Origin of the sequence: uncultured Sphaerotilus sp. (genome assembly GCF_963924895.1) — a bacterium.
Lineage (GTDB): Bacteria > Pseudomonadota > Gammaproteobacteria > Burkholderiales > Burkholderiaceae_C > Sphaerotilus.
The window spans coordinates 59870-82327 of the sequence record NZ_CAWURG010000044.1 but is presented as its reverse complement, the minus strand read 5'-3'; the positions used below and the strand labels follow the sequence as shown (position 1 = coordinate 82327).

Annotated in this window: 18 protein-coding genes; 6 read left to right on the top strand and 12 right to left on the bottom strand. The window is 69.7% G+C overall.

Features of this window, described 5'->3' with window-relative positions; all coding sequences use genetic code 11:
* Positions 1–7: 7 nt before the first annotated feature.
* From AABN02_RS16175 to AABN02_RS16160, 4 genes are all read right to left on the bottom strand, one after another.
* Positions 8–481, bottom strand: coding sequence for a 4Fe-4S dicluster domain-containing protein (locus tag AABN02_RS16175; RefSeq protein ID WP_338415948.1), 474 nt, complete (start codon positions 479–481; stop codon positions 8–10).
* Positions 482–684: 203 nt separating this feature from the next.
* The gene (locus AABN02_RS16170; RefSeq protein WP_338415976.1) at positions 685–1485 is read right to left on the bottom strand and encodes a substrate-binding domain-containing protein; all 801 of its coding nucleotides are present in this window, start codon (positions 1483–1485) and stop codon (positions 685–687) included.
* A 23-nt stretch (positions 1486–1508) separates the two neighbouring features.
* Positions 1509–2231, bottom strand: coding sequence for an ATP-binding cassette domain-containing protein (locus AABN02_RS16165; protein WP_338415975.1), 723 nt, complete (start codon positions 2229–2231; stop codon positions 1509–1511).
* A 5-nt stretch (positions 2232–2236) separates the two neighbouring features.
* A complete protein-coding gene (locus AABN02_RS16160; RefSeq protein WP_338415947.1) occupies positions 2237–2950 on the bottom strand; it encodes an ABC transporter permease in 714 nt (237 codons plus the stop codon).
* A gap of 152 nt (positions 2951–3102) precedes the next feature.
* Between AABN02_RS16160 and glp the strand changes: the two genes are divergently transcribed.
* Both glp and AABN02_RS16150 read left to right on the top strand, forming a co-directional pair.
* Complete coding sequence (gene glp / locus AABN02_RS16155) at positions 3103–4377, top strand: gephyrin-like molybdotransferase Glp (RefSeq protein ID WP_338415974.1); 1275 nt, start codon at positions 3103–3105, stop codon at positions 4375–4377.
* Positions 4378–4605: 228 nt separating this feature from the next.
* Positions 4606–6345, top strand: coding sequence for a PQQ-dependent methanol/ethanol family dehydrogenase (locus AABN02_RS16150; RefSeq protein ID WP_338415946.1), 1740 nt, complete (start codon positions 4606–4608; stop codon positions 6343–6345).
* Positions 6346–6434: 89 nt separating this feature from the next.
* On the opposite strand, the gene arsA is transcribed toward AABN02_RS16150, so the two are convergent.
* Positions 6435–8228 (bottom strand): arsenical pump-driving ATPase, encoded by a 1794-nt coding sequence (arsA, locus tag AABN02_RS16145; RefSeq protein ID WP_338415945.1) that lies wholly within the window; start codon positions 8226–8228, stop codon positions 6435–6437.
* Between the two features lie 111 nt (positions 8229–8339).
* Between arsA and AABN02_RS16140 the strand changes: the two genes are divergently transcribed.
* Positions 8340–8621: a DUF427 domain-containing protein gene (locus AABN02_RS16140; protein WP_338415944.1), complete on the top strand. Its 282-nt coding sequence runs from the start codon at positions 8340–8342 to the stop codon at positions 8619–8621.
* Between the two features lie 28 nt (positions 8622–8649).
* Here the strand turns inward: AABN02_RS16140 and AABN02_RS16135 are convergent, their stop codons facing one another.
* From AABN02_RS16135 to AABN02_RS16115, 5 genes are read right to left on the bottom strand one after another with little or no spacing between them, the layout of a single operon-like run.
* Positions 8650–9561, bottom strand: a complete 912-nt coding sequence (locus AABN02_RS16135; protein ID WP_338415943.1) for a mechanosensitive ion channel domain-containing protein — start codon at positions 9559–9561, stop codon at positions 8650–8652.
* On the bottom strand, positions 9558–10889 hold the full coding sequence (locus tag AABN02_RS16130) for a cation:proton antiporter (RefSeq protein ID WP_338415942.1): 1332 nt from the start codon (positions 10887–10889) through the stop codon (positions 9558–9560). Before AABN02_RS16130 ends, AABN02_RS16135 begins: the two co-directional genes overlap by 4 nt.
* A 48-nt stretch (positions 10890–10937) precedes the next feature.
* Positions 10938–11651: an ATP-binding cassette domain-containing protein gene (locus tag AABN02_RS16125; RefSeq protein WP_338415941.1), complete on the bottom strand. Its 714-nt coding sequence runs from the start codon at positions 11649–11651 to the stop codon at positions 10938–10940.
* Complete coding sequence (locus AABN02_RS16120) at positions 11644–12900, bottom strand: lipoprotein-releasing ABC transporter permease subunit (RefSeq protein ID WP_338415940.1); 1257 nt, start codon at positions 12898–12900, stop codon at positions 11644–11646. Before AABN02_RS16120 ends, AABN02_RS16125 begins: the two co-directional genes overlap by 8 nt.
* 50 nt (positions 12901–12950) lie before the next feature.
* Entirely contained in the window at positions 12951–14129 is a 1179-nt protein-coding gene (locus tag AABN02_RS16115; RefSeq protein WP_338415939.1) for an acyltransferase, read from the bottom strand.
* Positions 14130–14293: 164 nt separating this feature from the next.
* On the opposite strand from AABN02_RS16115, the gene AABN02_RS16110 reads away from it, so the two are divergent.
* Both AABN02_RS16110 and recJ read left to right on the top strand, forming a co-directional pair.
* Complete coding sequence (locus tag AABN02_RS16110; RefSeq protein WP_338415938.1) at positions 14294–15274, top strand: hypothetical protein; 981 nt, start codon at positions 14294–14296, stop codon at positions 15272–15274.
* A gap of 28 nt (positions 15275–15302) precedes the next feature.
* Positions 15303–17024, top strand: coding sequence for a single-stranded-DNA-specific exonuclease RecJ (gene recJ / locus AABN02_RS16105; protein WP_338415937.1), 1722 nt, complete (start codon positions 15303–15305; stop codon positions 17022–17024).
* Here the strand turns inward: recJ and AABN02_RS16100 are convergent.
* Together AABN02_RS16100 and AABN02_RS16095 are read right to left on the bottom strand one after the other, a co-directional pair.
* Positions 16997–18994 carry a methyl-accepting chemotaxis protein gene (locus AABN02_RS16100; RefSeq protein ID WP_338415936.1) on the bottom strand — a complete coding sequence of 666 codons (1998 nt, stop codon included), beginning with the start codon at positions 18992–18994 and terminating at the stop codon, positions 16997–16999. The genes recJ and AABN02_RS16100 overlap by 28 nt on opposite strands.
* Before the next feature lies 1 nt (position 18995).
* On the bottom strand, positions 18996–21104 hold the full coding sequence (locus tag AABN02_RS16095) for a methyl-accepting chemotaxis protein (protein WP_338415935.1): 2109 nt from the start codon (positions 21102–21104) through the stop codon (positions 18996–18998).
* Between the two features lie 223 nt (positions 21105–21327).
* Between AABN02_RS16095 and AABN02_RS16090 the strand changes: the two genes are divergently transcribed.
* Positions 21328–22458 (top strand): methyl-accepting chemotaxis protein, encoded by a 1131-nt coding sequence (locus AABN02_RS16090; RefSeq protein WP_338415934.1) that lies wholly within the window; start codon positions 21328–21330, stop codon positions 22456–22458.

Below are 22458 nucleotides of genomic sequence, written 5' to 3'. Positions count from 1 at the left end.
GGACGGATCAGGCAGCAGACTGGTTGCCCAGCTTGTCGGCCCAGGACAGCATCTTGTTCAGACCCGTCCAGTTGGAATCGATGAAGGTGATGGCGCCGGTCGGGCAAGCCTCGACGCAGGCCGGGTCACCACCGCACAGGTCGCACTTCTGGACCTTGCCGGTTTCCTGCACGTAGTTGATCGTGCCGAAGGGGCAGGAGATCGTGCAGACCTTGCAGCCGACGCAGGTGGTGTCGTTGACGACCTTGGCGCCGGTGACCTTGTCGAGCGTGATCGCCTCGACCGGGCAGGCGTGCAGGCACCAGGCCTCGTCGCACTGCGTGCAGGTGTAGGGCACCTTCTTGCCGGTCTCGTGGAAGTCGAAGACCTTGATGCGCGACTTGGCCGGCGCAAAGACACCGTAGTTCTCGTACGAGCAGGCCATTTCGCACTGCAGGCAACCCGTGCACTTGTCCGGGTTGATGTGAAGGCTCTTCTGCATGATGGGGTTCTCCGCAGTCGTCCGTTGGGGGGGTACCCCGAGCGAGCAAAGCGCACACCGGGGAGGGTCTATGCAATCATCTGCATATCGGTCGCTCTCGGGAACCTAGGCCTAACCCTGAAAGGCCTTGAGTCCGTCGGGACTTCGCTTAGGCAGAACCTATGAAGCCCCCTGCAGATGTACCAGCCTGACACGCAGACAGCTCAGCGGCTGGCGTTCGGAAAGAACAACTGCTCCCCGCCGATCTTGTATGACGCGATCACGCCCTGTCCCGCCGGCGAGACCACCCAGTCGGCGAAGGCCTGCGCCAGCGCCTGCTTGACGTGCGGGTGCTTGGCAGGATTGACCACCATCACGCCGTACTGGTTGAACAGCGCCTTGTCGCCCTCGACGAGGACGGCGAGGTCGGCGCGGTTCTTGAACGCCAGCCAGGTGCCGCGGTCGGCCAGCACATAGGCGCCGGTGGACGCCGCCATGTTCAGCGCCGGGCCCATGCCGCAGCCGCATTCCTTGTAGCCGGATGGTTTGGCCGCGGCCAGGTCGGCCCCGGCCTGCTTCCACAGCCGCAGCTCCGCGGCGTGCGTGCCGCTCTTGTCGCCCCGGGAGATGAACGAGGCCTTGGCCGCCGCGACGTGCAGCAGCGCCTCGGCGATGTTGCCGCCCTTGGCCTTGGCCGGATCGGCGGCCGGGCCGATCAGCACGAAGTCGTTGTACATGACCGGCAGGCGCTTGAGGCTCCAGCCCTCGGCGACGAACTTTTCCTCGGCGGGCTGGTCGTGGACGAACACCACGTCGGCATCGCCGCGACGGGCCATGTCGAGCGCCTGCCCTGTGCCGACCGCGACGACGCGCACGTCGATGCCGCTGGCCTGCTTGAACGCCGGCAGCAGGTGGCCGAACAGGCCGGACTGGTCGGTCGAGGTGGTCGAGGCCATCACGATGGACTTGTCCTGGGCCTGCACGGTGGCCGCCGGCAGAGCCAGCGCCATCGCCAGGGTCGCCATGGTGGTGAAGGCAAGGCGTCGTTTCAGGTCCACGGCAATTCTCCTTTGAGGAACTGCGCTGCCTCGGGCGGCAGCGCGTCGTTGAAAAACTGGTCCACCGGCCGGTCGACCACGAGGCGCCCGGCTTCGAGATAGGCGACGCGGGTCGCCAGACGCTTCACCTGGCCGAGGTTGTGCGTGCTCATCACCAGCGTCATGCCGCTGCGGGCGAAATCGTCGATCAGCGCCTCGACCTCGCGCTTGGCGCTGGGGTCGAGGCTGGCGGTCGGCTCGTCGAGAAAGAGGATGTCCGGCTGCAGCGCCCAGGCCCGCGCCAGCGCCAGCCGCTGCTGCTGGCCGCCGGACAGGGCGCGCGCCGGGCGGTCCGCCGTCGCCTGCAGGCCCACCCGCGCCAGCGCATCCAGCCCGCGGGCGCGCCGCTCGGCCCGCGGCACACCACCCAGCCACAGCGCCAGCATCAGGTTGCGCCACACCGACAGGTGCAGCAGGAAGGGCCGCTGGAACAGCATCGCCGCGACCGGCCAGCGCCCGGAGCCGCGCAGCCGGTGCAGTTCACGCCGGCCCTCGCTCGGTGGCAGCAGGCCGTTGAGCACGCGCAGCAGCGTCGTCTTGCCGGAGCCATTGGCGCCCACCAGCGCCAGCCGGTCGCCTCGGCGCAGTTGCAGCTGGACGTCGCGCAACGCGGTCACCGCCCCGAAGCGCACGGTGGTGCTGTCGAGGCTCAGCAGGGTTTCGGCCACCGGCATCGTCGTCACGCCAGCGCCTCCTGAGGCGCACCACCGCGCCACTGCACCAGCCCGATGACCAGGTTGATGATGCCAACCACGCCCAGCAGCACCAGGCCCAGCGCCAGCGCCAGCGGCAGGTCGCCCTTGCTGGTTTCCAGCGCAATGGCGGTGGTCATCACGCGGGTGATGCCGTCGATGTTGCCGCCGACGATCATCACCGCACCCACCTCGGCCACCGCACGGCCGAACGCCGTCAGCAGCACCGTCAGCACCGCAAAACGCTGGTGCAGCAAGAGCAGCAGCGCCGACAGCAGCGGGCCGGCGCCCATCGAGCGCAGCTGGTCGCCCCCTTCGCGCAGGCCGTCGAGCACCAGCCGCCGGGACAGCGCCGTGATCAGCGGCAGGATGAGGATGCTCTGCGCGATCACCATCGCCGTCGGCGTGAACAGGATGCCCAGCGCGCCCAGCGGCCCGGAGCGCGACAGCAGCAGGTAGACCGACAGCCCCACCACCACCGAGGGCAGCGCCAGCAGCGTGTTGAGCGCCCAGATGACGACACGGTGGCCGGGAAAGGTCGCCACCGCCAGCCAGGCCCCGAGCGCCAGCCCGACCACCGCGCCCAGCGCGCAGGCCACCGCGCTGACCTGCAACGACAGGCCGGCAATGGAGAACAGCGCGGTGTCGGCCTGGGTAATCAGGCGCAGCGCGGTGGCGAAACTCTCGGAGACGGTGGACATGGCGGCGCGATTCTGTCGCCGGATCACCGCGCTGGCGATATGTCGGCGCTTGCATAGAGATCCACCCCAATGGCGTGGGCCGGCGCAGGCACGGCCACTATGATCACCGCCAATCCCTGACCTTGACCCTGAACCCACCGCCCCTGCCCACCATGTCGGAACTCGGCCCCTCCCCCCTCTCCACCGGTGATGACCAGCTCAGCGTCGAGGCCGCCCGCGCCGCCATCGCCGCCGCGCTGCAGCCCATCACCGAGACCGAAACCCTGCCGCTGACCGCCGCGCTGGGCCGCATCCTCGGCGCGGACATCGTCTCGCCGATCAGCGTGCCCGCGCACGACAACTCGGCCATGGACGGCTACGCGCTGCGCGGCAGCGAGCTGCGGGCCGACGCCGACACGGTGCTGACCGTCACGGGCACGGTCCATGCCGGCGACGTGCCGGACTTCGAGACGGCGGCAGGTCAGTGCGTGCGGATCATGACCGGCGCCGTGATGCCGGCGGGGCTGGACACCGTCGTGCCGCAGGAACTCTGCCGCGCTGCTGACGGCGTAGTGCATGTCGCGCCGGGCACGGTCAGCCCCGGCGACAACCGCCGCCTGCAGGGCGAAGACCTGCGCGCCGGCCACCCCGCGCTCAATGCCGGTCAGCGGCTGCGCCCGGCCGACCTCGGCCTGGTCGCCTCGCTCGGCATCGGCGAAGTCACCGTGCGGCGCCGGCTGCGCGTGGCGCTGTTCTCCACCGGCAACGAGTTGCGCACGCTCGGCCAGCCGCTGGACGCCGGCTGCATCTACGACAGCAACCGCTACAGCCTGATGGGCGCGCTGGCGCGGCTGGACGTGGAGATCATCGACCTGGGCCTCGTGCGCGATGACCCGGCTGCGCTGGCCGCCACCCTCGACGAGGCGATCGCCCGCGCGGACGTGGTGCTGACCAGCGGCGGGGTCAGCGTGGGGGACGCCGACTACACGAAGGACCTGCTGGCCAGCCGCGGCGACGTGGCGTTCTGGAAGGTGGCGATGCGCCCGGGCCGGCCCTTCGCGTTCGGGCCGCTGCACCGCGGTGACGGCCGCACGCCGGCCTGGCTGTTCGCGCTGCCGGGCAACCCGGTGGCGGCGCTGGTCACCTTCTACGCCTTCGCCCGCGACGGACTGCTGCAACTGGCGGGGGCCCGGCCGTCTCCCTTGCCGACGCTGCGCGTGCGCTGCGCCACCGCCATCCGCAAGCGCCCGGGCCGCACCGAGTTCCAGCGGGGCATCGTCCGCCCCGGCGCGGACGGCCAGTGGGAAGTGCGGCTCACCGGCACCCAGGGCGCCGGCGTGCTGCGCAGCATGAGCGAAGCCAACGCGCTGGTGGTGCTCGGCCATGCCCAGACCTCGGTGGCCGCGGGCGACGCGGTGGACGTCTGGTTGTTCGACGGTCTGGTGTGATGGCACGGTCGTCCCCATCCCGGCGGAGCAATCTCGGTAAAAGTGTTGTCTCCTGGTACACCTGACCCGGAGTTACCCGCACCGCGCCAGCCGCCGGAGCGCAGGCAGCTAGTAGGATCCCCAAGGTTCCCCAGGAGAGGCGAGGTGGCACATTTGTTGCCCGGGAATAGCTCCCGAACGGCATCTGTTCCAGCCGTTGTGACATCCACCTCACTGAGGAGACCAACCATGCAGAAGAAACTGTTGAGCTTGCTGGTGTGCGCCGGACTTGCGTCCATGGCCGCCCATGCCACCGTGACCGATCAGATGATCGAGAACGACGCCAAGTCCACGGGCGACGTGCTCAGCTGGGGTATCGGCCAGCAGGGCCAGCGCTATTCCCCGCTCAAGCAGATCAACCCGTCCACCATCAGCAAGCTGGTGCCGGTGTGGAGCTTCTCCTTCGGCGGCGAAAAGCAGCGCGGCCAGGAATCGCAGCCGGTGATCCACAACGGCAAGATGTTCGTGACCGGGTCCTACTCGCGGATCTTCGCGCTCGACACCAAGACCGGCAAGAAGCTGTGGAAGTACGAGCACCGTCTGCCCGACGGCATCATGCCCTGCTGCGACGTGATCAACCGCGGCGCCGCCCTGTATGACAACCTCGTCATCTTCGCGACCCTCGACGCCCAGCTCGTGGCCCTGAACCAGGACACCGGCGAAGTCGTGTGGAAGGAAAAGATCGACGACTACGCCGCTGGCTACTCTGCCTCGGCCGCTCCGCTGATCGCTGAAGGCCTGCTGCTGACCGGCGTGTCCGGCGGCGAGTTCGGCGTCGTCGGCCGTGTCGAAGCACGTGACCCCAAGACAGGCCGCATGGTCTGGTCGCGCCCGACGGTCGAAGGCCACATGGGCTACAAGTACGACAAGGACGGCAACAAGACCGAAATCGGCATCTCCGGCGAGCAGGGCAAGACCTGGCCGGGCGACCTGTGGAAGACCGGCGGCGCGGCCACGTGGCTGGGCGGCACCTACAACGCCAAGACGGGCCTGGCCTACTTCGGCACCGGCAACCCGGCGCCGTGGAACAGCCACCTGCGCAAGGGTGACAACCTGTTCTCGACCTCGACCGTCGCCATCGACGTGAAGACCGGTCAGATCAAGTGGCACTACCAGGGCACCCCGAACGACGGCTGGGACTACGACGGCGTCAACGAATTCATCACCTACGACGAAAGCGGTCAGATCCTCGGCGGCAAGGCCGACCGCAACGGCTTCTTCTACGTGAACGACGCCAAGACCGGCAAGCTGGTCAACGCCTTCCCGTTCGTCAAGAAGATCACCTGGGCCACCGGCATCGACCTGAAGACGGGCCGCCCGAACTTCGTGCCGGAAAACCGCCCTGGCGATCCGACCCTGGGCGCCGACGGCAAGAAGGGCACCTCGACCTTCGCCGCTCCGTCGTTCCTGGGCGGCAAGAACCAGATGCCGATGGCCTACTCGCCCGACACGAAGCTGTTCTACGTGCCGGCCAACGAATGGGGCATGGAAATCTGGAACGAGCCGATCAGCTACAAGAAGGGCGCTGCCTACCTGGGCGCCGGCTTCACGATCAAGACGCTGTCGGACGGCCCCATCGGTGCATTGCGCGCCATGGACCCGAAGACCGGCAAGATCGTCTGGGAAGCACCGAACAACGCCCCGCTGTGGGGTGGTGTGCTGACCACCGGCGGCAACCTGGTGTTCTGGGGCACGCCGGAAGGCTACCTGCAGGCGGCTGATGCCAAGACCGGCAAGATCGTCTGGAAGTTCCAGACCGGCTCTGGCGTCGTTGCGCCGCCGGTCACCTGGACCGAAGGTGGCGAGCAGTACGTCGCTGTGGCCTCCGGCTGGGGCGGCGCCGTCCCGCTGTGGGGTGGCGACGTGGCCAAGAAGGTCAGCTTCCTCGAGCAAGGTGGCTCGATGTGGGTGTTCAAGCTCGCCAAGTGAGCTGACTCCCGCGCCCTCAGCGCCTGATCCGGCTTCGGCCAGATCGTCCCGAAGCCCCGCCCTGGCGGGGCTTTTTCATGGGCGCTGTTTCATGGACGTTTGGTCAAGGCGGACAGCGCCTCCACGCCAACCGGCGCCACCGCCTGCCACGGCACGACACAGGTCAGCCGGCTCGACAGCCCGTCGGCGATGCGCGCCATCTGCCGCCGCTCGCCCGCCAGCCGCCCGGCCAGCAGCGGATCGGTCGTGCCCGAGGCCAGCAGGCTGCGGTTGAGCACCCAGGCCGCAGGCTCGATCCGGGCGCGGCGCAGGTCGTCCTGCAGCGCCGCGGCCTGCGACACCGGGGTCGATTCCGGCAGCGCCACCAGCACGATGTGCGTGTAGGTGCTGTCCTGCAGCCGCATCATCGGCGTGACGACGTGGCCGGCGCCTGCGACGCCCTCGAACTCGCGCACCATCTGCCGGTGGTAGGCGCCGGTGGCGTCCATCAGCAGCAGCGAGTGGCCGGTCGGCGCCGTGTCGAGCACGACGAAGGCGCTGCGGGCTTCGCTGACGATGCGCGAGAAGGCGTGGAAGACGGCGACCTCCTCGGTGCAGGGCGACTTCAGATCCTCCAGCAGCAGCGCCCGGCCCGCGGCGTCCAGATCCTTGCCACGCGCGGCCATGATCTTGTCGGTGTAGCGCTGGGTCTCGGCCTGCGGGTCGATGCGGTCCACGCGCAGGCCGTCGAGTTGACCGTCCAGCGTCGAAGCCAAGTGGGCGGCCGGGTCGGTGGTGCTCAGGTGGACGGTGTGGCCGCGCTGCACCAGCGCCACGGCGAGCGCGGCGGCGATGGTCGTCTTGCCGACACCGCCCTTGCCCATCACCATGATCAGCCCACGGCCGGGTGCGGCGAGGTCGTCGACCAGATCGGCCAGCGGGTGCCAGGCAGCGCCGCCCGGGGTCAGCGCCTCGACGCTCGACAGCGCCGGGCCGTCTGCACCGGGCCGCAGCAGCGCCCGAAGCGCCGGCAGCCCGACCGTGTCAAACGGGCGCAGCGGCACCTGGTCGCTCGGCAAGGCCCGCAGCACCGCCGGCATCGCAGCCAGCGCCTGCGCACCCTGGGTTTCGACCGCCAGCGCCACCGGATCCTCGCGCCGGCTGGCGTGGAACACGCCGTTGATCGCCAGCCGCTGGTGCTCGAGCCCGAGTTCGGCCAGTTCCACCGACGTGCGCGCCGCCTCGGCGATGGCGCCGGTCTCGGCCCGTGTGACCAGCACCACCGTGGTCTGCGCCGCATCGCCCAGCGTCTGCAGCGCCTGGCGGAAGCGCAGCTCCTGCGTCTTCAGCCCGGAGTGCGGCCCGAGGCAGGAAGCACCGCGGTCATTGCCGGCCAGGAAGCCGGTCCACGCCTTCGGCAGGCTGAGCAGGCGCAGCGTGTGGCCGGTCGGGGCGGTGTCGAAGACGACATGGTCATAGCCCTCGCCGCCGCCGGCCAGCAGCGCGGTGAACTCGTCAAAGGCGGCGATCTCGGTGGTGCAGGCGCCCGAGAGCTGCTCGCGCACGGTGGCGCGCTCGGCGGCGTCGGCCTCGCTGCCCATCTGGGCGATCACGCGGCCGCGGTACGCCTCGGCGGCCTCTTGCGGGTCGATGTTGAGCACGGACAGTCCCGCTGCACCGGGCACCGGCACCGGCGTGTTGCGCAGCGGGATGTCCAGCATCTCGTCGAGGTTGGACGCCGCATCCGTGCTCACCAGCAGCACGCGCCGGCCCGCATCCGCCAGCGCCAGCGCACAGGCGGTGGACAGCGAGGTCTTGCCCACGCCGCCTTTGCCGGTGAAAAACAGGTAACGCGTCGGCGCGCGCAGCAGGCCGAGGTCGGGAAGGGGTGTGGCGGTGGTCATGGGCGGGCCTTTCGAGGAGTCAGGTCCATCTTGCACCCGAAGCCACCACACTGACCTTGCGCCGCATCAGCGGTATAACGCCAGCCTCCACCACCCCACGAGCACATCCCCATGAAAGCCATCTGGAACGGCACCACCGTGGCCGAGAGCGACGACACCGTCGTCATCGAAGGCAACCACTACTTCCCGCCCGAGTCGCTGCGCCAGGACTGCGTACTGTCGAGCAACCACCGCACGATGTGCTCGTGGAAAGGCGAGGCGCGTTACCTGAGCCTGTTCGTCAACGGCGAGGTGAATCCGGATGCGGTCTGGTTCTATCCGGACCCTAAGGAGGCGGCGGCGGAGATCAAGGGGCGGGTGGCGTTCTGGAAGGGGGTGCGCGTCGTCGAATAGACCGTGCGCACCCTGCGCGACACGGCGGCTAGGGTGCGTGAACGTCCGGTCCGTGCAGGCGCACATCCAGCGTGCCGGAACGGACGTGGAGATCCCGCTGCGGAAACGGAATCTCGACGCCCCGGCGCACCAGTTCGTCGTCCAGCGCCCACATCAGTTGCGCGTGCGTCCGGGCCGGGTGCGTGGTCAGCGCCCGGTCGGCCCACACGACCAGTTCGTAGTCCATCGAGTTGTCACCGTAGCGGAGCAGCCAGACCGACACCTCCCGGCTGGCATCCTCCACGATGCCGTCCACCTGCCGCGCCGCCGCGATGCCCGCCTCGCGCACGAGTTCCTTCGGGGTACCGTACGCCACGCCGAACGGAATGTGCATGCGCCGGTACGAGTCTCCGAAGGTCCAGTTCACCACCCGGTCATTGATGAATTCCGAGTTCGGAACCAGGATGTCCAGCGCCTCGTTGGTCGTCACGTGGGTGTACCGCATCGCGATCTCCTTCACGTGCCCGCGCACCCCAGACTCCAGCTCGACGAAGTCGCCCACCTTCACGCTGCGCTCCAGCAGGATGATGATGCCCGACACGAAGTTGCTGAAGATGTTCTGCAGCCCGAAGCCCAGACCCATGGCGAACGCGCTGCCGACCAGGGCGATGCTGGTCAGGTCGATGCCCAGGTAGTTCAGACCCAGCAGGCTCCCGACGACCCACACGGCGTACCGCAGCAGCCGGCTGAGCATGTGGATGCGCGAGGCCTTCCAGGGTTCGTCCTTGTACCGGACCGCCATCCGCTGGACGCCGCGCTCCACCATGCTGGCGAACGACCAGATGGCTCCCAGGAACACCAGTGCGAGCACCAGACTGCCCAGCGTGACCACGGTGGTCCCGATCGAAAACAGCTGCAGATTCACGACCCCGCCGATCGAATCGTGCATGGGCGTATTCATGACCGGCTCCCGACCAGGCCCGGTCCAGCCCCGGTGTCACTCGCTTCGCCGGGAATGGCGGAATCGACAGCCGAATCGGCAGCGGGTCCCGCATGCACAGCGAACTCCTCGGCAGGTTCGCGATCGGGATTGGCCGCGCCGGCCTCACCGACAAAGCGCAGTGCAAATGCGGCCAATGGCGGCCCGATCGTCTCGAACACGGCCACCGAGGCCAGCACCACCGCCGCCACCTTCGCGCCCAGTTCCGGCATCAGACCGCTGATGTTCTGCACCAGTCCGATCGCCAGGCCGGCCATGGGCACCAGCAGCAGCCCCTGCGAAAGCGCCTGCCGGTGCGGCACACCGAACCGACGTCCGCACACGTAGATCGACAGGCACTTGGCCAGCGTTCGCACGGCAACATAGGCAGCCGCAATCGATCCGTACTGCAGCAGATCATGCAGATGCAGGTTCGCACCCGCAAAGACGAACAGGATGATGAAAAAGACATCGCCGCCGCCGCCGAAATCCACGCGCGACAGTTTGGAGCGTCCCTGCAGCCAGCGACAGGCGACGCCCAGCGTCAGCGACGTGAACAGGGTCGAGGCCTTCAGCGACAACGCCAGCCCGATCGCGAGCATCACGCCACCCACGACCAGGGCAAACCGGAAATGCTCTTCATCGTGGCGCGTGTACAGCGCGATCCGGGTCACCAGCCAGGCCACGGTCATGCTGATCACCACGGCGCCCATGAGTTGGTAGGCAGGCAGCATCAGCGCCTCGCTCAGCTCGAACTTGTCGTGGAGTGCCAGCGGCAGGCACAGCGAATACAGCACGAAGGCCAGCACATTGTTGAGCGCCACCAGGGCCTGGGCGGTCGAGACCGTGGGGCCGCTGGCATGCAGTTCTTCCGCCACGTGGATGAGCACGGCCGGCGATGAAGACACCGAGATCGACGCCGCCAGCAGCGCAACCAGCGGCCCGACGCCAATCCACAGCAAGAGCCCGAGGATGGCGGCAAACGTCGCCAGGCTCTCCACCAGGCTGGTGATCAACAACCGCCGATTCCGCAGCACGGCCATCGGATGGAGCGTTGCGCCCAGCTTGAACAGGATCAGGCCCAGCGCGATCTCCACCAGCGGACGGGCCTTGTCCAGGGAGGTCACCGGCATCAGGCTCAGCCCACTGGGGCCGATCAGCAGCCCGAACACCATGAATCCCGTGATGGTGGGCAACCAGCGCATCCTCGCGGCCAGCATGCCGCCGAGCGTGCCGAAAGCCAGCAGGATCCCGAACGCGATCATCAGGTTGATTTCTGGCCATTCCAGTTTCGGCAATTCGGTCAGCATGGTGCTCCTGCAAAGATTCGGACTGGACGTGGAAGGATCGGAACAACACTAGGGGCGGTCAATGATCCGACCCTTGTCGATCCGCAGGATGCGGTCGCAGCGCCCGGCCAGTTCCGGATCGTGCGTGACCAGCACAAACGCCGTGCCACGCCCGCGGGCCAGCGCCAGCATCTGCGCGAAGACCCCGCCGGCCGTCTCGCGGTCCAGGTTGCCGGTCGGCTCGTCCGCCAGCACACACGCCGGATCGGTCACCAGCGCCCGCGCGATCGCCACCCGCTGACGCTCGCCGCCGGAGAGTTCACCGGGCCGGTGCTCCAGCCGCTCGCCGAGTCCCATCGTCCGCAACTGCTGCGCGGCCCGCTCGCGCGCCTGGGCGATCGGCTGGCGGCGCATCAGCAGCGGCATCGCCACGTTGTCGATCGCCGTGAACTCGGGCAGCAGGTGGTGGAACTGGTAGACGAAGCCGAGGTACTGATTGCGCCAGCGGCCCTGCGCGGTCGCGTCCATCGTGGACAGATCGCGCCCGGCCAGTACCACCTGGCCACTGTTGGGCGCATCCAGCCCGCCGAGCAGGTGCAGCAGCGTGCTCTTGCCCGAGCCGGACGCGCCGACGATGGCCACCGTCTCGCCGCGCCGGATCGCCAGATCGACGCCGTGCAGCACCGTCACGTCCAGACCGCGCGGGCCGCCTTCCTGGAAGCGGCGGGTCAGTCCGGTCGCCTGCAGGATCACCGCGTCATGGGTTTGTTCCTGGTCATTCATAGCGCAGCGCCTCCGCCGGGTTGACACGGCTGGCGCGCCAGCTCGGGTAGAGCGTGGCGACGAACGCCAGCACCAGCGAGATCACGCCGATCGGCACGATGTCGCTGGCCTGCGGGTCGCTCGGCATGCGCGAGATCAGGTAGACGCTGCTCGGCAGGAAGCTCGCGTTGAACAGGCTCTCCAGCGCCGGCACGATCACCCCGACGTTGAACGCGATCAGCAGCCCCAGCCCCAGCCCCGCCAGCGTGCCCATCACGCCGGACGCCGCGCCCTGCACCATGAAGATGCCCATGATCGAGCGCGGGCTCGCCCCCAGCGTGCGCAGGATGGCGATGTCGGCCTGCTTGTCGGTGACGGTCATCACCAGCGTCGACACCAGATTGAAAGCCGCAACAGCGACGATCAACGTCAGGATGATGAACATCATGCGTTTCTCGATCTGCACGGCGTCGTACCAGGCGGCGTTGGTGCGGGTCCAGTCGCGCACCATCACCTGCGGGCCGAGCGAGGCGGTCAGCTCGGCGGAGACCTGCCGCGCGAGCTGCTGGTCCTTCAGGCGCAGCTGCACGCCCTGCGGCCCGCCCGTGCGGAACAGCCGGGCGGCGTCGTCGATGTGCATCAGCGCCAGCCCGTTGTCGTATTCATAGTGGCCGGCGTTGAACACACCGACGACCGTCATCTGCTTCAGGCGCGGCACGACGCCAGCCGGTGTCGTCTGCCCGCTCGGCGTGACGAGGGTGACCGAGTCGCCCTCGGACACGCCCATCGAGCGCGCCAGCTGCGCCCCCAGCACGACACCCCAGGCGCCGGGCTGCAACTTCTTCAGCACGGTGTCCTTGAGCTGCGCGGCCAGCGGCGTGACGTTCGCTTCCTCGTCGGGAGAAATGCCGCGGACCATCACGCCGTGCATGTCCTCGCCGCGCGCGATCAGTGCCTGCGCCGAGACAAAGGGCGCGGCCGCCGCCACCTGCGGGTTCTTCAGCGCCGCCTCGGCCAGCGTCTGCCAGCGCTCCAGGCCACTGCCGGTGGTGTCGAAGATCTCGACGTGGGCGATGACGCTGAGCATGCGGTCGCGGACTTCCTTCTGGAAGCCGTTCATCACGCTGAGCACGATGATCAGCGCCGCCACACCGAGCGCGATGCCCAGCATGGAGACACCGCTGATGAAGGAAATGAAGCCGTTGCGTCTTCCTGCGCGTCCTGCGCGGGTGTAACGCCAGCCAATGCGTACTTCGTAGGGCCAGTTCATGGGCGGGCATGCTACCCGAGCCCGCTGGCCGCGCCGCCGCCGGTCTGAATTCAGTGCCGGTGCAGCATCTGCCAGACCTCGGCCGGCTCCATCGCCGCCAGGCCCAGCGGCATCTCGCGCTTGCCAGACTCGCCGCGCGCGGACGGCTCCGAGGCCGCCGCGGCCGATGCGCGTGTGCGCTGCGTCAGCCGCTGGCCGAGCGCCACCATCGGCGCCTCGACCAGATGGAAGGCGATCACCGCCGCCGCCGTCGACAGGCCCAGGTACACCAGCAGGCTCATGGGCAGCGACTGCAACCGCCAGCGGTGGAACACCAGCCACAGCACCGGCACGTGCAGCAGGTACAGGCCGTAGGAGTAGCGGGCGATCCATTGCGTGCTGCGGTTCAGGCGCGGCCGGCGGCTGTCCGCGAACACCAGGATCGCCAGGGACAGCAGCAGCGCGAAGCACCAGCCCGCCACGGCACTCGGCTTGCCCGCGCCCCAGTGCAGCCACGCGTAGCCGCCGAACAGCCCGGCGAGCGCTGCGATCCAGCCGCCGCTCGGCCACTGCGGCAGGCGCACCCGCTGGCGCAGCGCAAAGCACAGCACCCCGCACAGGAAACACGGCAGATAGGCCGCCATGTTGAGCCGCCCGCCCGTGAATTCGCCCAGTACCAGCGCGCCCAGCACCGCACTCCCCAGCAGCACACTCAGCCAACGCGGACCGCGGGCCGTGGTGGCGAGCAGGTAGAGCGCCGGCAGCACGACGTACATCTGCACCTCGTAGGGCAGGCTCCACAGCGGCCCCAGCACGCTGCGGCCGGTCACCAGGTTCTGCACCAGCCACTGGTTGGCCAGCACCACCTGCGGCGTCGGCGGCAGGGCCTCGCGCCAGGTCACGGCCGGCAGGTCCAGCACCACCACCAGCGTGATGCAGACCAGCGCCAGCGGGTAGATGCGCAGGAATCGGCGCAGGTAGAAGCGCAACACGGTGCCGCGTCGCAATGGCTCGCCACCGCTCAGGCGCTGCAGCGACTCCATCAGCACCAGGCTGGTGTGCACGAAGAAGGCGATCACACCCGCCTGGCCGATGTGGGCGGTAAGCAGCTGCAGCCAGTCCGGCACCCGCAGGCCGCAGTAGCGCCAGGTTGGCACCAGGTGGTCCACCATCACGGCGAGCACCGCCAGACTGCGCAACAGATCGAGGTTGGCCTCCGGACCCCGGGCATCCTGTTTCATGGCGATCATGGCGAGAGCTTTCTTGGTTTCCGGACGGCGATCCGCAGATGAAAAAATCATACGTAACCGATTTGTATCCGTACACCAGCGCTCCGGGGGGCGTGTCGCCGGGACGATCGGGGCACGCAAACTTTTCCCGCGCCCGTTCGAGGGGGTCGGATAATCCGCCCGCCATGCCAGACCACGCCCCTGCCCGCTCCCACCTCCTGATCGCCCACGCCAGTGCCGCCTCGGCCGCCGGCCTCGCCGCGCTGAAGGCGCTGCAGCTGCCGAACCTCGATGCCCTGCTCGGAAGACTGGCGCCAAAAGGCGGCACGCCCGCCCGGCCCGACGACGACGAATACACCCTCAGCGCCCCGCACGAGCGCGTGCTGGCCGAAGCACACGGCTGGACCGGCGCCGACGGCCGCTGGCCTTGGGCGGCGGCCAGTGCGGCGGACGACGGCCTGCGCGCCGACGACGACACCAGTGGCGCGCCGTGGGGCCTGCTGACCCCCGTGCACTGGCACGTCGGCAGCGACCAGATCGCGCTGGTCGACCCAGCCGCGCTCGCGCTGACTGACGCCGATGCGCGCACCCTGTTCGACCTGCTGAAACCCTCGTTCGACGCCGAGGGCTGGTCGCTGCAGTGGGGCGCGCCGCTGCGCTGGTACGTGCGCCACGCAGCGCTGGCCGACCTGCCCAGCGCCTCGCTCGACCGCGCCATCGGTCGCAACCTCGATCTCTGGCTCAGCGACGCGCCGCAGACGCGCAAGCTGCGCCGGTTGCAGGTGGAGGCGCAGATGCTCTGGCACGAACACGACGTCAACGAAGCGCGCGAAGCCGCTCGGCTGCTCACGGTGAACTCGTTCTGGCTCAGCGGCTGCGGCGCCGCCCAGCCCCGCCGCCCGCTCGATGACCTCGACGTGGACCTGCGCCTGCGCGCCCCGCTGCTCGCCAACGAATGGGCGGACTGGGTGGCCGCCTGGCACGCGCTGGACGCCGGCCCCGTCGCCGCGCTGCTGCAGCGCGCCGAAGCGGGCGAGCCGGTCACGCTGACGCTGTGCGGCGAGCGCCTGGCGCAGACCTGGACACCGCGCCCGCAAGGCTGGCTCAGCCGCCTGCTGGGCCGCTCGCGCCCGGCGAGCGCCGTGGCCGTCCTCGAATCCCTCTGACACCGCGGACCCTGGCGACACGCTCAAGATGACCCCACAGATCGACATCCGCGACGTCCCGCCCCGCGCCGCCTGGGCGCTGGAACAGGCCGGCGTCCATCCGCTACTCGCCCGCCTCTACGCCGCCCGCGGCATCCGCAGCGCCGATGAACTCGACGACGGCCTGACCCGCCTGCTGCCCCCGTCGGCAATGGCCGGCACCGACGCCGCCGCCCGCCTGCTGGCCGACACGCTCGACGCCGGCGGCCACATCGTCGTCATCGCCGACTACGACTGCGATGGCGCCACCGCCTGCGCCGTCGCGCTGCGCGGACTGGCGATGCTCGGCGCACAGCCCGGCACGCTGCACTACGTCGTGCCCGACCGCGCCATCCACGGCTACGGCCTGTCCCCCACCATCGTCGATCTGGCGATGGCGCACCGCCCCGCCCTGCTCGTCACGGTGGACAACGGCATCGCCGGCCATGCCGGCGTGGACCGGGCGCACGAACTCGGCGTGCGCGTGCTGGTCACCGACCACCACCTGCCCGCCGTGGACGACCACGGCGAGCCGACGCTGCCCGACGCCGACGTGATCGTCAACCCGAACCAGCCGGCCTGCACCTTCGAGAGCAAGGCGATCGCCGGGGTCGGGGTGATGTTCTACGTGCTGCTCGCGCTGCGGGCCGAGCTGCGCCAGCGCGGGCGCTTCGACGCGGCGAGCCAGCCGCGGCTCGACGCATTGCTCGATCTGGTCGCCCTCGGCACGGTCGCCGACGTGGTCAAGCTCGACGCCAACAACCGCCGCCTCGTCGCGCAGGGCCTCAAGCGCATCCGCGCCGGGCGGATGCAGACCGGCATCGCCGCGCTGTTCGCCGCCGCCGGACGCGACCCGCAGCGGGCCAGCGCCACCGATTTCGGCTTCTCGCTCGGGCCCAGGCTGAACGCGGCCGGGCGGCTGGCCGACATGACCATCGGCATCACCTGCCTGCTCACCGACGACCCGACGCAGGCCGCCGAACTCGCCCGCCTGCTCGACAGCATCAACCGCGAGCGGCGCGAGGTCGAGGCCGGGATGCGCGAGCAGGCCGAGGTGCTGCTGGAGTCACTGATGCCGCAAGGCGAGCCACCCGCCGCGGTGGTGCTGTTCGACCCCGAGTTCCACGAAGGCGTGGTCGGCATCGTCGCCGGCCGGCTCAAGGACCGGCTGCACCGCCCGACCTTCGTGTTCGCAGCGGGCTCCGACGGCCTGCTCAAGGGCTCCGGCCGCTCGATCCCCGGCTTCCACCTGCGTGACGCGCTGGACCTCGTGACCAAGCGCCACCCCGGTCTGCTCAAGCGCTTCGGCGGGCACTCGATGGCGGCGGGCTGCACGATCGAGGCCGACGACTTCGGTACCTTCGCCGAGGCGCTGCGCTCGGTCGCGGAAGAAGGGCTGGACGCGGCGACGCTGGACCACCGGCTGGCGACCGACGGGCCGCTCGACCCGCGCTGGTTCGATGCGTCCACGGTCGGACTGCTAGACCAGCAGGTCTGGGGACAGGCCTTCGAGGCGCCGCTGTTCGCCGACGAGGTCGACGTGCTACGGCAGCGCCTGGTCGGCGAAAAACACCTCAAGCTCAGCGTGCGGCTGCACGGGCAGGTGCGGGACGCCATCTGGTTCGGGCAGATCGAGCCGGTGGCCGAGCGGGTGCGGCTGGCCTACCGGCTGTCCCTGGACACCTGGCAGGGCCAGATGCGGGTTCAGATGCTGGTGGTCGCGGCGGGCTGAACGGCCTCGCGCAGCTTGATCGACGCCACCGAGGTCCGCAGCGACGCGGCCTGCGTGGCCAGCGACTCGGCGGACACGGACGACTGCTCGACCATGTCCACGTTCTGGCGCGTGATGGTGTCGAGTTCGTTCACGCTGGCGCTGACCTGCGCGAGCGCGGTGCTCTGCGCGTGGCTGGCCTCGGTGATGCCGTTCAGCCGGACGGAAACATCGTCGACGCCGCTGATGACCGAGGTCAGGCAGCCGCCCGCATCCTCGATCGCGCGCCGCGAGTTGCCGGTCTGCTCGGTGGTCGACTCGATCAGGCCGCGCACCTCGGCCGCCGCCTCGCCGCAGCGGTTGGCCAATTGCCGGATCTCGCCAGCCACGACTGAAAAACCCTTGCCGGCCTCGCCCGCCCGCGCGGCCTCGATCGAGGCGTTGATCGCCAGCAGATTGGTCTGGAAGGCGATGTCATCGATCACCGCGTTGACCTCGGCGACCCGGTTCACGCTCTCCTCCAGCGTGTGCATGCCCTGGATGGACTGGGCCATCGACGCGCTGCCGAGTGCGGCGTCGTTGCGCAGACGGACGGTGAGCTGCTGCAGAGCATCGGCGGCGGTGGCGTTGTTGCGGACGGCGCGGCTGAGCTGCTGCACGGTCAGCAGCGTGCGGCGCAGGCTGGCGGCCTGCGACTCGGTGCGCTGCGACAAGGCCCGGCCATCGTCCGCCACCGAGGCGCCAGCCTGGTCGACCCCGACCGCACTGCCCCGGATCTCGCCGACCAGCGACGACAGCCGCACGCTCATGCGCTCGAGTTCGGTCCCCAGCTCGGCCAGTTCATCCCGGCCCTCGATGCGCACCTGCACCGAGAGATCTCCATTCGTCACGGCCACCAGACTGCCCGTGACCTGCCGCAGCGAGCCGGTGAAACTGGCATAGAAGCTCAGGCCCAGATACGTCAGCCCCAACAGCCCCAGCACCACCGCACAGCCCTGCAGCAGCAGGCGCTGCTCGAAGGCCTGGATGCGCTGGTCGAGTCGCTGGTCGAGCTGGATCCAGAGTTCCTCGTCGAGTCGCCGCAGTGCACGCAGGGCCTCCATGCCGGCGGCGTGGTAGGGCGCGATCTCGGCATCGACGGCCTCTGGCTCGAAGGTCGCTCGTGCCAGCGAGAGAAAGCGCCCGCTGGCCTCGGACGCCTGTCGCACCCCGTCGCTGAACTCGACGCCCGCGCGCGCCAGTGCCTGCAACTGCAGCACCACCTCTTCGGCTGCATGCTGGGAGTCGCTCGTCAAGCCCAGCATCATCGTGCGGTCGCGCACCGAGACGTCCCGCAGCAGCAGCTCGCCGCCCTGGGTCTCGAGCACGCCGATCGACTCCATCCACGGCACCAGCCGCTCGATGCCCAGGTCCATGATGAAGTAGGTGTCCGCCCGCGGATCGAACAGCAGTTGCGAGCGCTCGCCGATCAGCTTGAGCAGCCGGCGCAGGCGTTCGACCTCCAGGCCGTGTTCCGCCATCGCCTCGGTCCGCCGCAGCGAGACATGGCCGTCCGCGAGCGCCAGCAGCCGCTCCCGTTCGGCCGGCCACAGGTCGCCGAAGGAGAAGGTGGTCGTGGACGCGATCGCCTGGTCGGCCTGCTGCACCGCCTGCCGCAGCTGGACCCGCAGCGCGTCCCGCGCCGGCGCCAGCGCCGTGACACCGGCCGCCACCTGGTTGGACAGACTGCGGTGCGACTGCACCAGCGCGATCAGCGCGGTCACCTGCCGGGCCAGGACGGTCCCTTCCCGCTCGGCCCGGGCCACCGCCATGTCGCCGCTGGCCTGGATCATCGCCAGCGTCATCAGCAGGAACAGCGGCAGGGCCAGCATGGTGCCGAGCAGGCCCATCTTGGCGGGCAGGTGCATGCCGCGCATGACCCGCAAGCCCGGTTTCAGCAGCACGGCAAGCGCGCCGCAGGTCCAGGGTGAACGGTCGTCGATTGTGGTCATCTCAGCCCCTGGGCGTCACTTGGTCGAGCGTATGGCGCAGGGCATCGCCCTCGCTCCGCAGCGCATCGCAGGCCTCGGAAAACCGACGCACCATGCGCGCCTGTTCCTCGGTCGCCGGGGCCATCTCGCGGGTCAGCTCGCAGACCCGAGACGATTGCTGGTGGCTGGTGCGGGTCAGCGCCAGCAGCTCCGCCATGTGGGCATCGAGCGTCTGGAACCCGTCCGCGGTGCGGGTCACCACGCGCCCGGCGCGGTCGCTCACCTGCCGGCCTTCGTCGATTTCGGCCACCGACTGGCCGACGATGTGGCGGATGGTCCGGGCCGCGTCCTCGCTGCGCTGCGCCAGGGCGCGCACTTCCTGCGCCACCACGGCGAAACCGCGCCCGGCGCTACCGGCCCGGGCGGCTTCGACCGAGGCGTTCAGCGACAGCAGCTTGGTCTGGAAAGCCACCGTCTCGACCAGCCCGATCACGCGGGTGATCTCGCGGCTGCGCGCCTGCATCTGGGCCATGCGCTGCCCCAGGCCGGACATGGCCTGGCGGCTGCGCTGGGCATCGACCCGCAGGACGCGGACCTGCTCGGCCGCCGACTCGACACGTGCGGCACACTGGCCGAGCGCCCCATCGAACGAGCGGATCAGCTGGGTACCTTCGGCGACGCCGTCCACCAGCTGGCGGCTGCCTTGCTGCAGGCTGCGCTGCTGGGCGCTCATCTCGTCGGTCTGGTACGACATGGAGGTCACGCTGCGGTCGAGCGTCTCGAAGATCCGCGACATGCCGCCGGCCGAGCGACCCAGGATGTTCAGCGCCTGCCCGATCTCGTCCTGGCCCCAGCCACGCGGACGCACCGACAGGTTGCCGCGCCCGATCTCGCCCAGTTGCAGGCACAGCGTGGCCAGCCCGCCCGACATCACCCGGTGCAGGCACACCACCAGGTACAGCCCGAGCAGGGTCAGCAGCAGAAACGCCGCGGCGCGGCCGATCAGGCGCTCGTTGTGCTGCTCGTAGCTGGCCTGGACGCGGGCGCCCATGGCGGTCAGCGCCAGGGTCTGCAGCCGGGCGCTGGCCTCGACCGCGTCCGACACCCGGAGGGCCAGGGACGGTGCGTCGATCTCGCTGCGCAGGGCCAGCTCCGAACCCGGCGCCGCGGCAGCGATGCGCAGCAGCGCATCGGTGGTCTTGAGGAAGGCCTGCAGGCGGGCCATGAGGTGTTCCGCCTCGCCCGGATCGATGAGCTTCTCGTCGCGCACGTACTCGAACATCGGCCGCGACTGGTCGAGCAGCAGCTCCGCCCGGGCCATCAGCAGGCCCATGTCCCGCACCTTGACCTCGTTCGAGGATGCGACGTAGAGCCGCTGACCGATGCGCCCGATCCGGCTGATGTACGCCATCAGCTGGAACTGCGGGTCGGCCAGTCCGCTGCGCAGCATCTTGACGCCGACATCGGCGTCCAGCGCCAGCGCGCGGTCGGTGGACAGCGTCGTGCGCATCGCCTGCAGGTCCCGCGCATAGGCCATCACGGCGACCCAGCGCGGCGACGGGGTGCCGGGCACGGCCGCCGGCGTGTCATCGTCCAGGTGCACCAGCATGGCGTCCCGGCTGGCGGCGAGCTGGCGGCCAATGCGCTCCATCGCGGCCGCGCCACCTGGTGTCCGGTACCGGGCGTCCAGCGCGCCTTCCAGCGCCTTGTACTGCGCCGCCTCCTGCAGCCGGAACGCCGGCAGCCGGTCGGCCTGGAGATGCTGCTCGCGGCGCAGCATCTGCTGGAACAGGCCGTCGAGCGTGATGTTCAGGTCCGTCAGGGCCTTGTACTGGCCGAAGCTGTCGACGGCGCCGAGGTGGAGCGCATGGCGCTCGCGCCACAGCTCCAGCGCGTCCTGGATCAGCAGGCCGCCGGGCAGCATCAGCGCCAGCGCCACCAGGGCGGTCTTGTGCGCCATGCGCAGGTTGCGCAGCAGGCTGATGCCCAGCGACCAGCCGGCGTGGTGCCCCCAGACGGTCCGCCGCAGCGCCTCCACGCTCTCCTGCTGCTGCCTCCACCAGCGCCGCACAAGTGCGGGCCAGGGGCCGCCCCGCTGGACGGCCGAGGTGGTCATTTCGTCGGTAGCCATCCCAATCCTCTCGTGCTCTGGTACTTCAACTTCATGCGGAGCGACTCCTGGTACGGCAGCGGCGCTGCAGGCGTTATCGGCAGGCCACCTTCCCGCTTGATCATATTCAGCACGCTGCCGCGCCACACCCGAAGAAGGCGCGGCATCACCGCCTTATCCGGGTCTGGACACCCCTGTGAATTTCCGACACTCGCAGGCATCTCCTGCTGTCCAGAGAACCTGCATGCCCTCCAAGACGTCGACCTTGCCTGCTCCAGCCGATCCGGACGCCCGAACAGGCCGGCCGGTGCACTGGCGGTCGGCCGCAGCCTCGGCACTCGCCGCGGCGGCGGGTGCCGCCGGCTTCTACCTGGGCGGATGGTCCGTCGCCGGGGTGGCCATCGTGGCCTTCGCCCTGCTGGGCGCCCGACCCTCCGGGCGGGCGCATGCGGCGGCGTCATCCGACACACGCCGCGTCCGCCGTGCGGGCGATGCGCGGCTGACCGAGCCGGTACTGTCCGGCTGGCAGCTCCTGCTCGGCAACACCCAGCGCGCCAGCCACCAGCGCCAGCGGTCGATCGATGCCCGCGTCGTGGCGATCGCGCAGCAGCTGGAGTCGGTGCTGAACCTGCACATGACCACGTCTTCGGCGCCGCCACTGACCGACGACCTCATGGAGCGCCACCACGCCATCCTCGACGAACTGCTGCGCCACAGCCGCTCGACGGCACGCCTGCGGCAGGACACGGTGTCGGCGGCCCGCAACATGGTGGCGTCCCTGGAGGCGCTGAACGCGCTGGCGCGCGAGGTGCAGACCATCAGCCGCGCCACCCACCTGCTCGCGCTGAACGCCTCGGTCGAGGCCACCCGGGCCGGTGAACGTGGCGGTGGTTTTGCGGTGGTGGCACAGGAAGTCCGGCAACTGGCGGCCCAGTCGCGCCAGGCCGGCATCCGCATCGCCCGGCAGGTCGGGCAGATGCAAGCGCCGCTGGACGCGGTCATGCAGCGCGCCGCGCGCGACGACGTCGACCCGGACGCACCGGAAGAAGACTGCGCGGCCGAGGCCGAGGAGCAGGCCCGCCGCCTGGTGCGGGCGACCGCCGACGAGGTCGGGGATGTGCGCCGCGGGGCGACCGAACTCTACGAGGAGTGTCTGCAGCTGCAGGTCCAGCTGGCGACACTGCGCAACGACCTGCAGGAACTCGACCAGCTCCGGCCCGGCATGGACAGTCTGATGCAGGACATGCAGCGCCTGCGCCAGTGGCTGCTGGGCGCCGAGGACCCGCTCGCCGGGTCCGCCGACGACTGGCTGTTGCGCCTGAACACCGACGTCGACACCCATCGCCGCGAACAGGCGCGCCAGGCGGTCCACTGA

Excerpts from the sequence above, each read along its gene's own strand:
- AABN02_RS16175 (WP_338415948.1), bottom strand. The coding sequence starts at position 481 with ATGCAGAAGAGCCTTCACATCAACCCGGACAAGTGCACGGGTTGCCTG.
- AABN02_RS16170 (WP_338415976.1), bottom strand. The coding sequence starts at position 1,485 with ATGGCGACCCTGGCGATGGCGCTGGCTCTGCCGGCGGCCACCGTGCAG.
- AABN02_RS16165 (WP_338415975.1), bottom strand. The coding sequence starts at position 2,231 with ATGCCGGTGGCCGAAACCCTGCTGAGCCTCGACAGCACCACCGTGCGC.
- AABN02_RS16160 (WP_338415947.1), bottom strand. The coding sequence starts at position 2,950 with ATGTCCACCGTCTCCGAGAGTTTCGCCACCGCGCTGCGCCTGATTACC.
- glp (WP_338415974.1), top strand. The coding sequence starts at position 3,103 with ATGTCGGAACTCGGCCCCTCCCCCCTCTCCACCGGTGATGACCAGCTC.
- AABN02_RS16150 (WP_338415946.1), top strand. The coding sequence starts at position 4,606 with ATGCAGAAGAAACTGTTGAGCTTGCTGGTGTGCGCCGGACTTGCGTCC.
- arsA (WP_338415945.1), bottom strand. The coding sequence starts at position 8,228 with ATGACCACCGCCACACCCCTTCCCGACCTCGGCCTGCTGCGCGCGCCG.
- AABN02_RS16140 (WP_338415944.1), top strand. The coding sequence starts at position 8,340 with ATGAAAGCCATCTGGAACGGCACCACCGTGGCCGAGAGCGACGACACC.
- AABN02_RS16135 (WP_338415943.1), bottom strand. The coding sequence starts at position 9,561 with ATGAATACGCCCATGCACGATTCGATCGGCGGGGTCGTGAATCTGCAG.
- AABN02_RS16130 (WP_338415942.1), bottom strand. The coding sequence starts at position 10,889 with ATGCTGACCGAATTGCCGAAACTGGAATGGCCAGAAATCAACCTGATG.
- AABN02_RS16125 (WP_338415941.1), bottom strand. The coding sequence starts at position 11,651 with ATGAATGACCAGGAACAAACCCATGACGCGGTGATCCTGCAGGCGACC.
- AABN02_RS16120 (WP_338415940.1), bottom strand. The coding sequence starts at position 12,900 with ATGAACTGGCCCTACGAAGTACGCATTGGCTGGCGTTACACCCGCGCA.
- AABN02_RS16115 (WP_338415939.1), bottom strand. The coding sequence starts at position 14,129 with ATGATCGCCATGAAACAGGATGCCCGGGGTCCGGAGGCCAACCTCGAT.
- AABN02_RS16110 (WP_338415938.1), top strand. The coding sequence starts at position 14,294 with ATGCCAGACCACGCCCCTGCCCGCTCCCACCTCCTGATCGCCCACGCC.
- recJ (WP_338415937.1), top strand. The coding sequence starts at position 15,303 with ATGACCCCACAGATCGACATCCGCGACGTCCCGCCCCGCGCCGCCTGG.
- AABN02_RS16100 (WP_338415936.1), bottom strand. The coding sequence starts at position 18,994 with ATGACCACAATCGACGACCGTTCACCCTGGACCTGCGGCGCGCTTGCC.
- AABN02_RS16095 (WP_338415935.1), bottom strand. The coding sequence starts at position 21,104 with ATGGCTACCGACGAAATGACCACCTCGGCCGTCCAGCGGGGCGGCCCC.
- AABN02_RS16090 (WP_338415934.1), top strand. The coding sequence starts at position 21,328 with ATGCCCTCCAAGACGTCGACCTTGCCTGCTCCAGCCGATCCGGACGCC.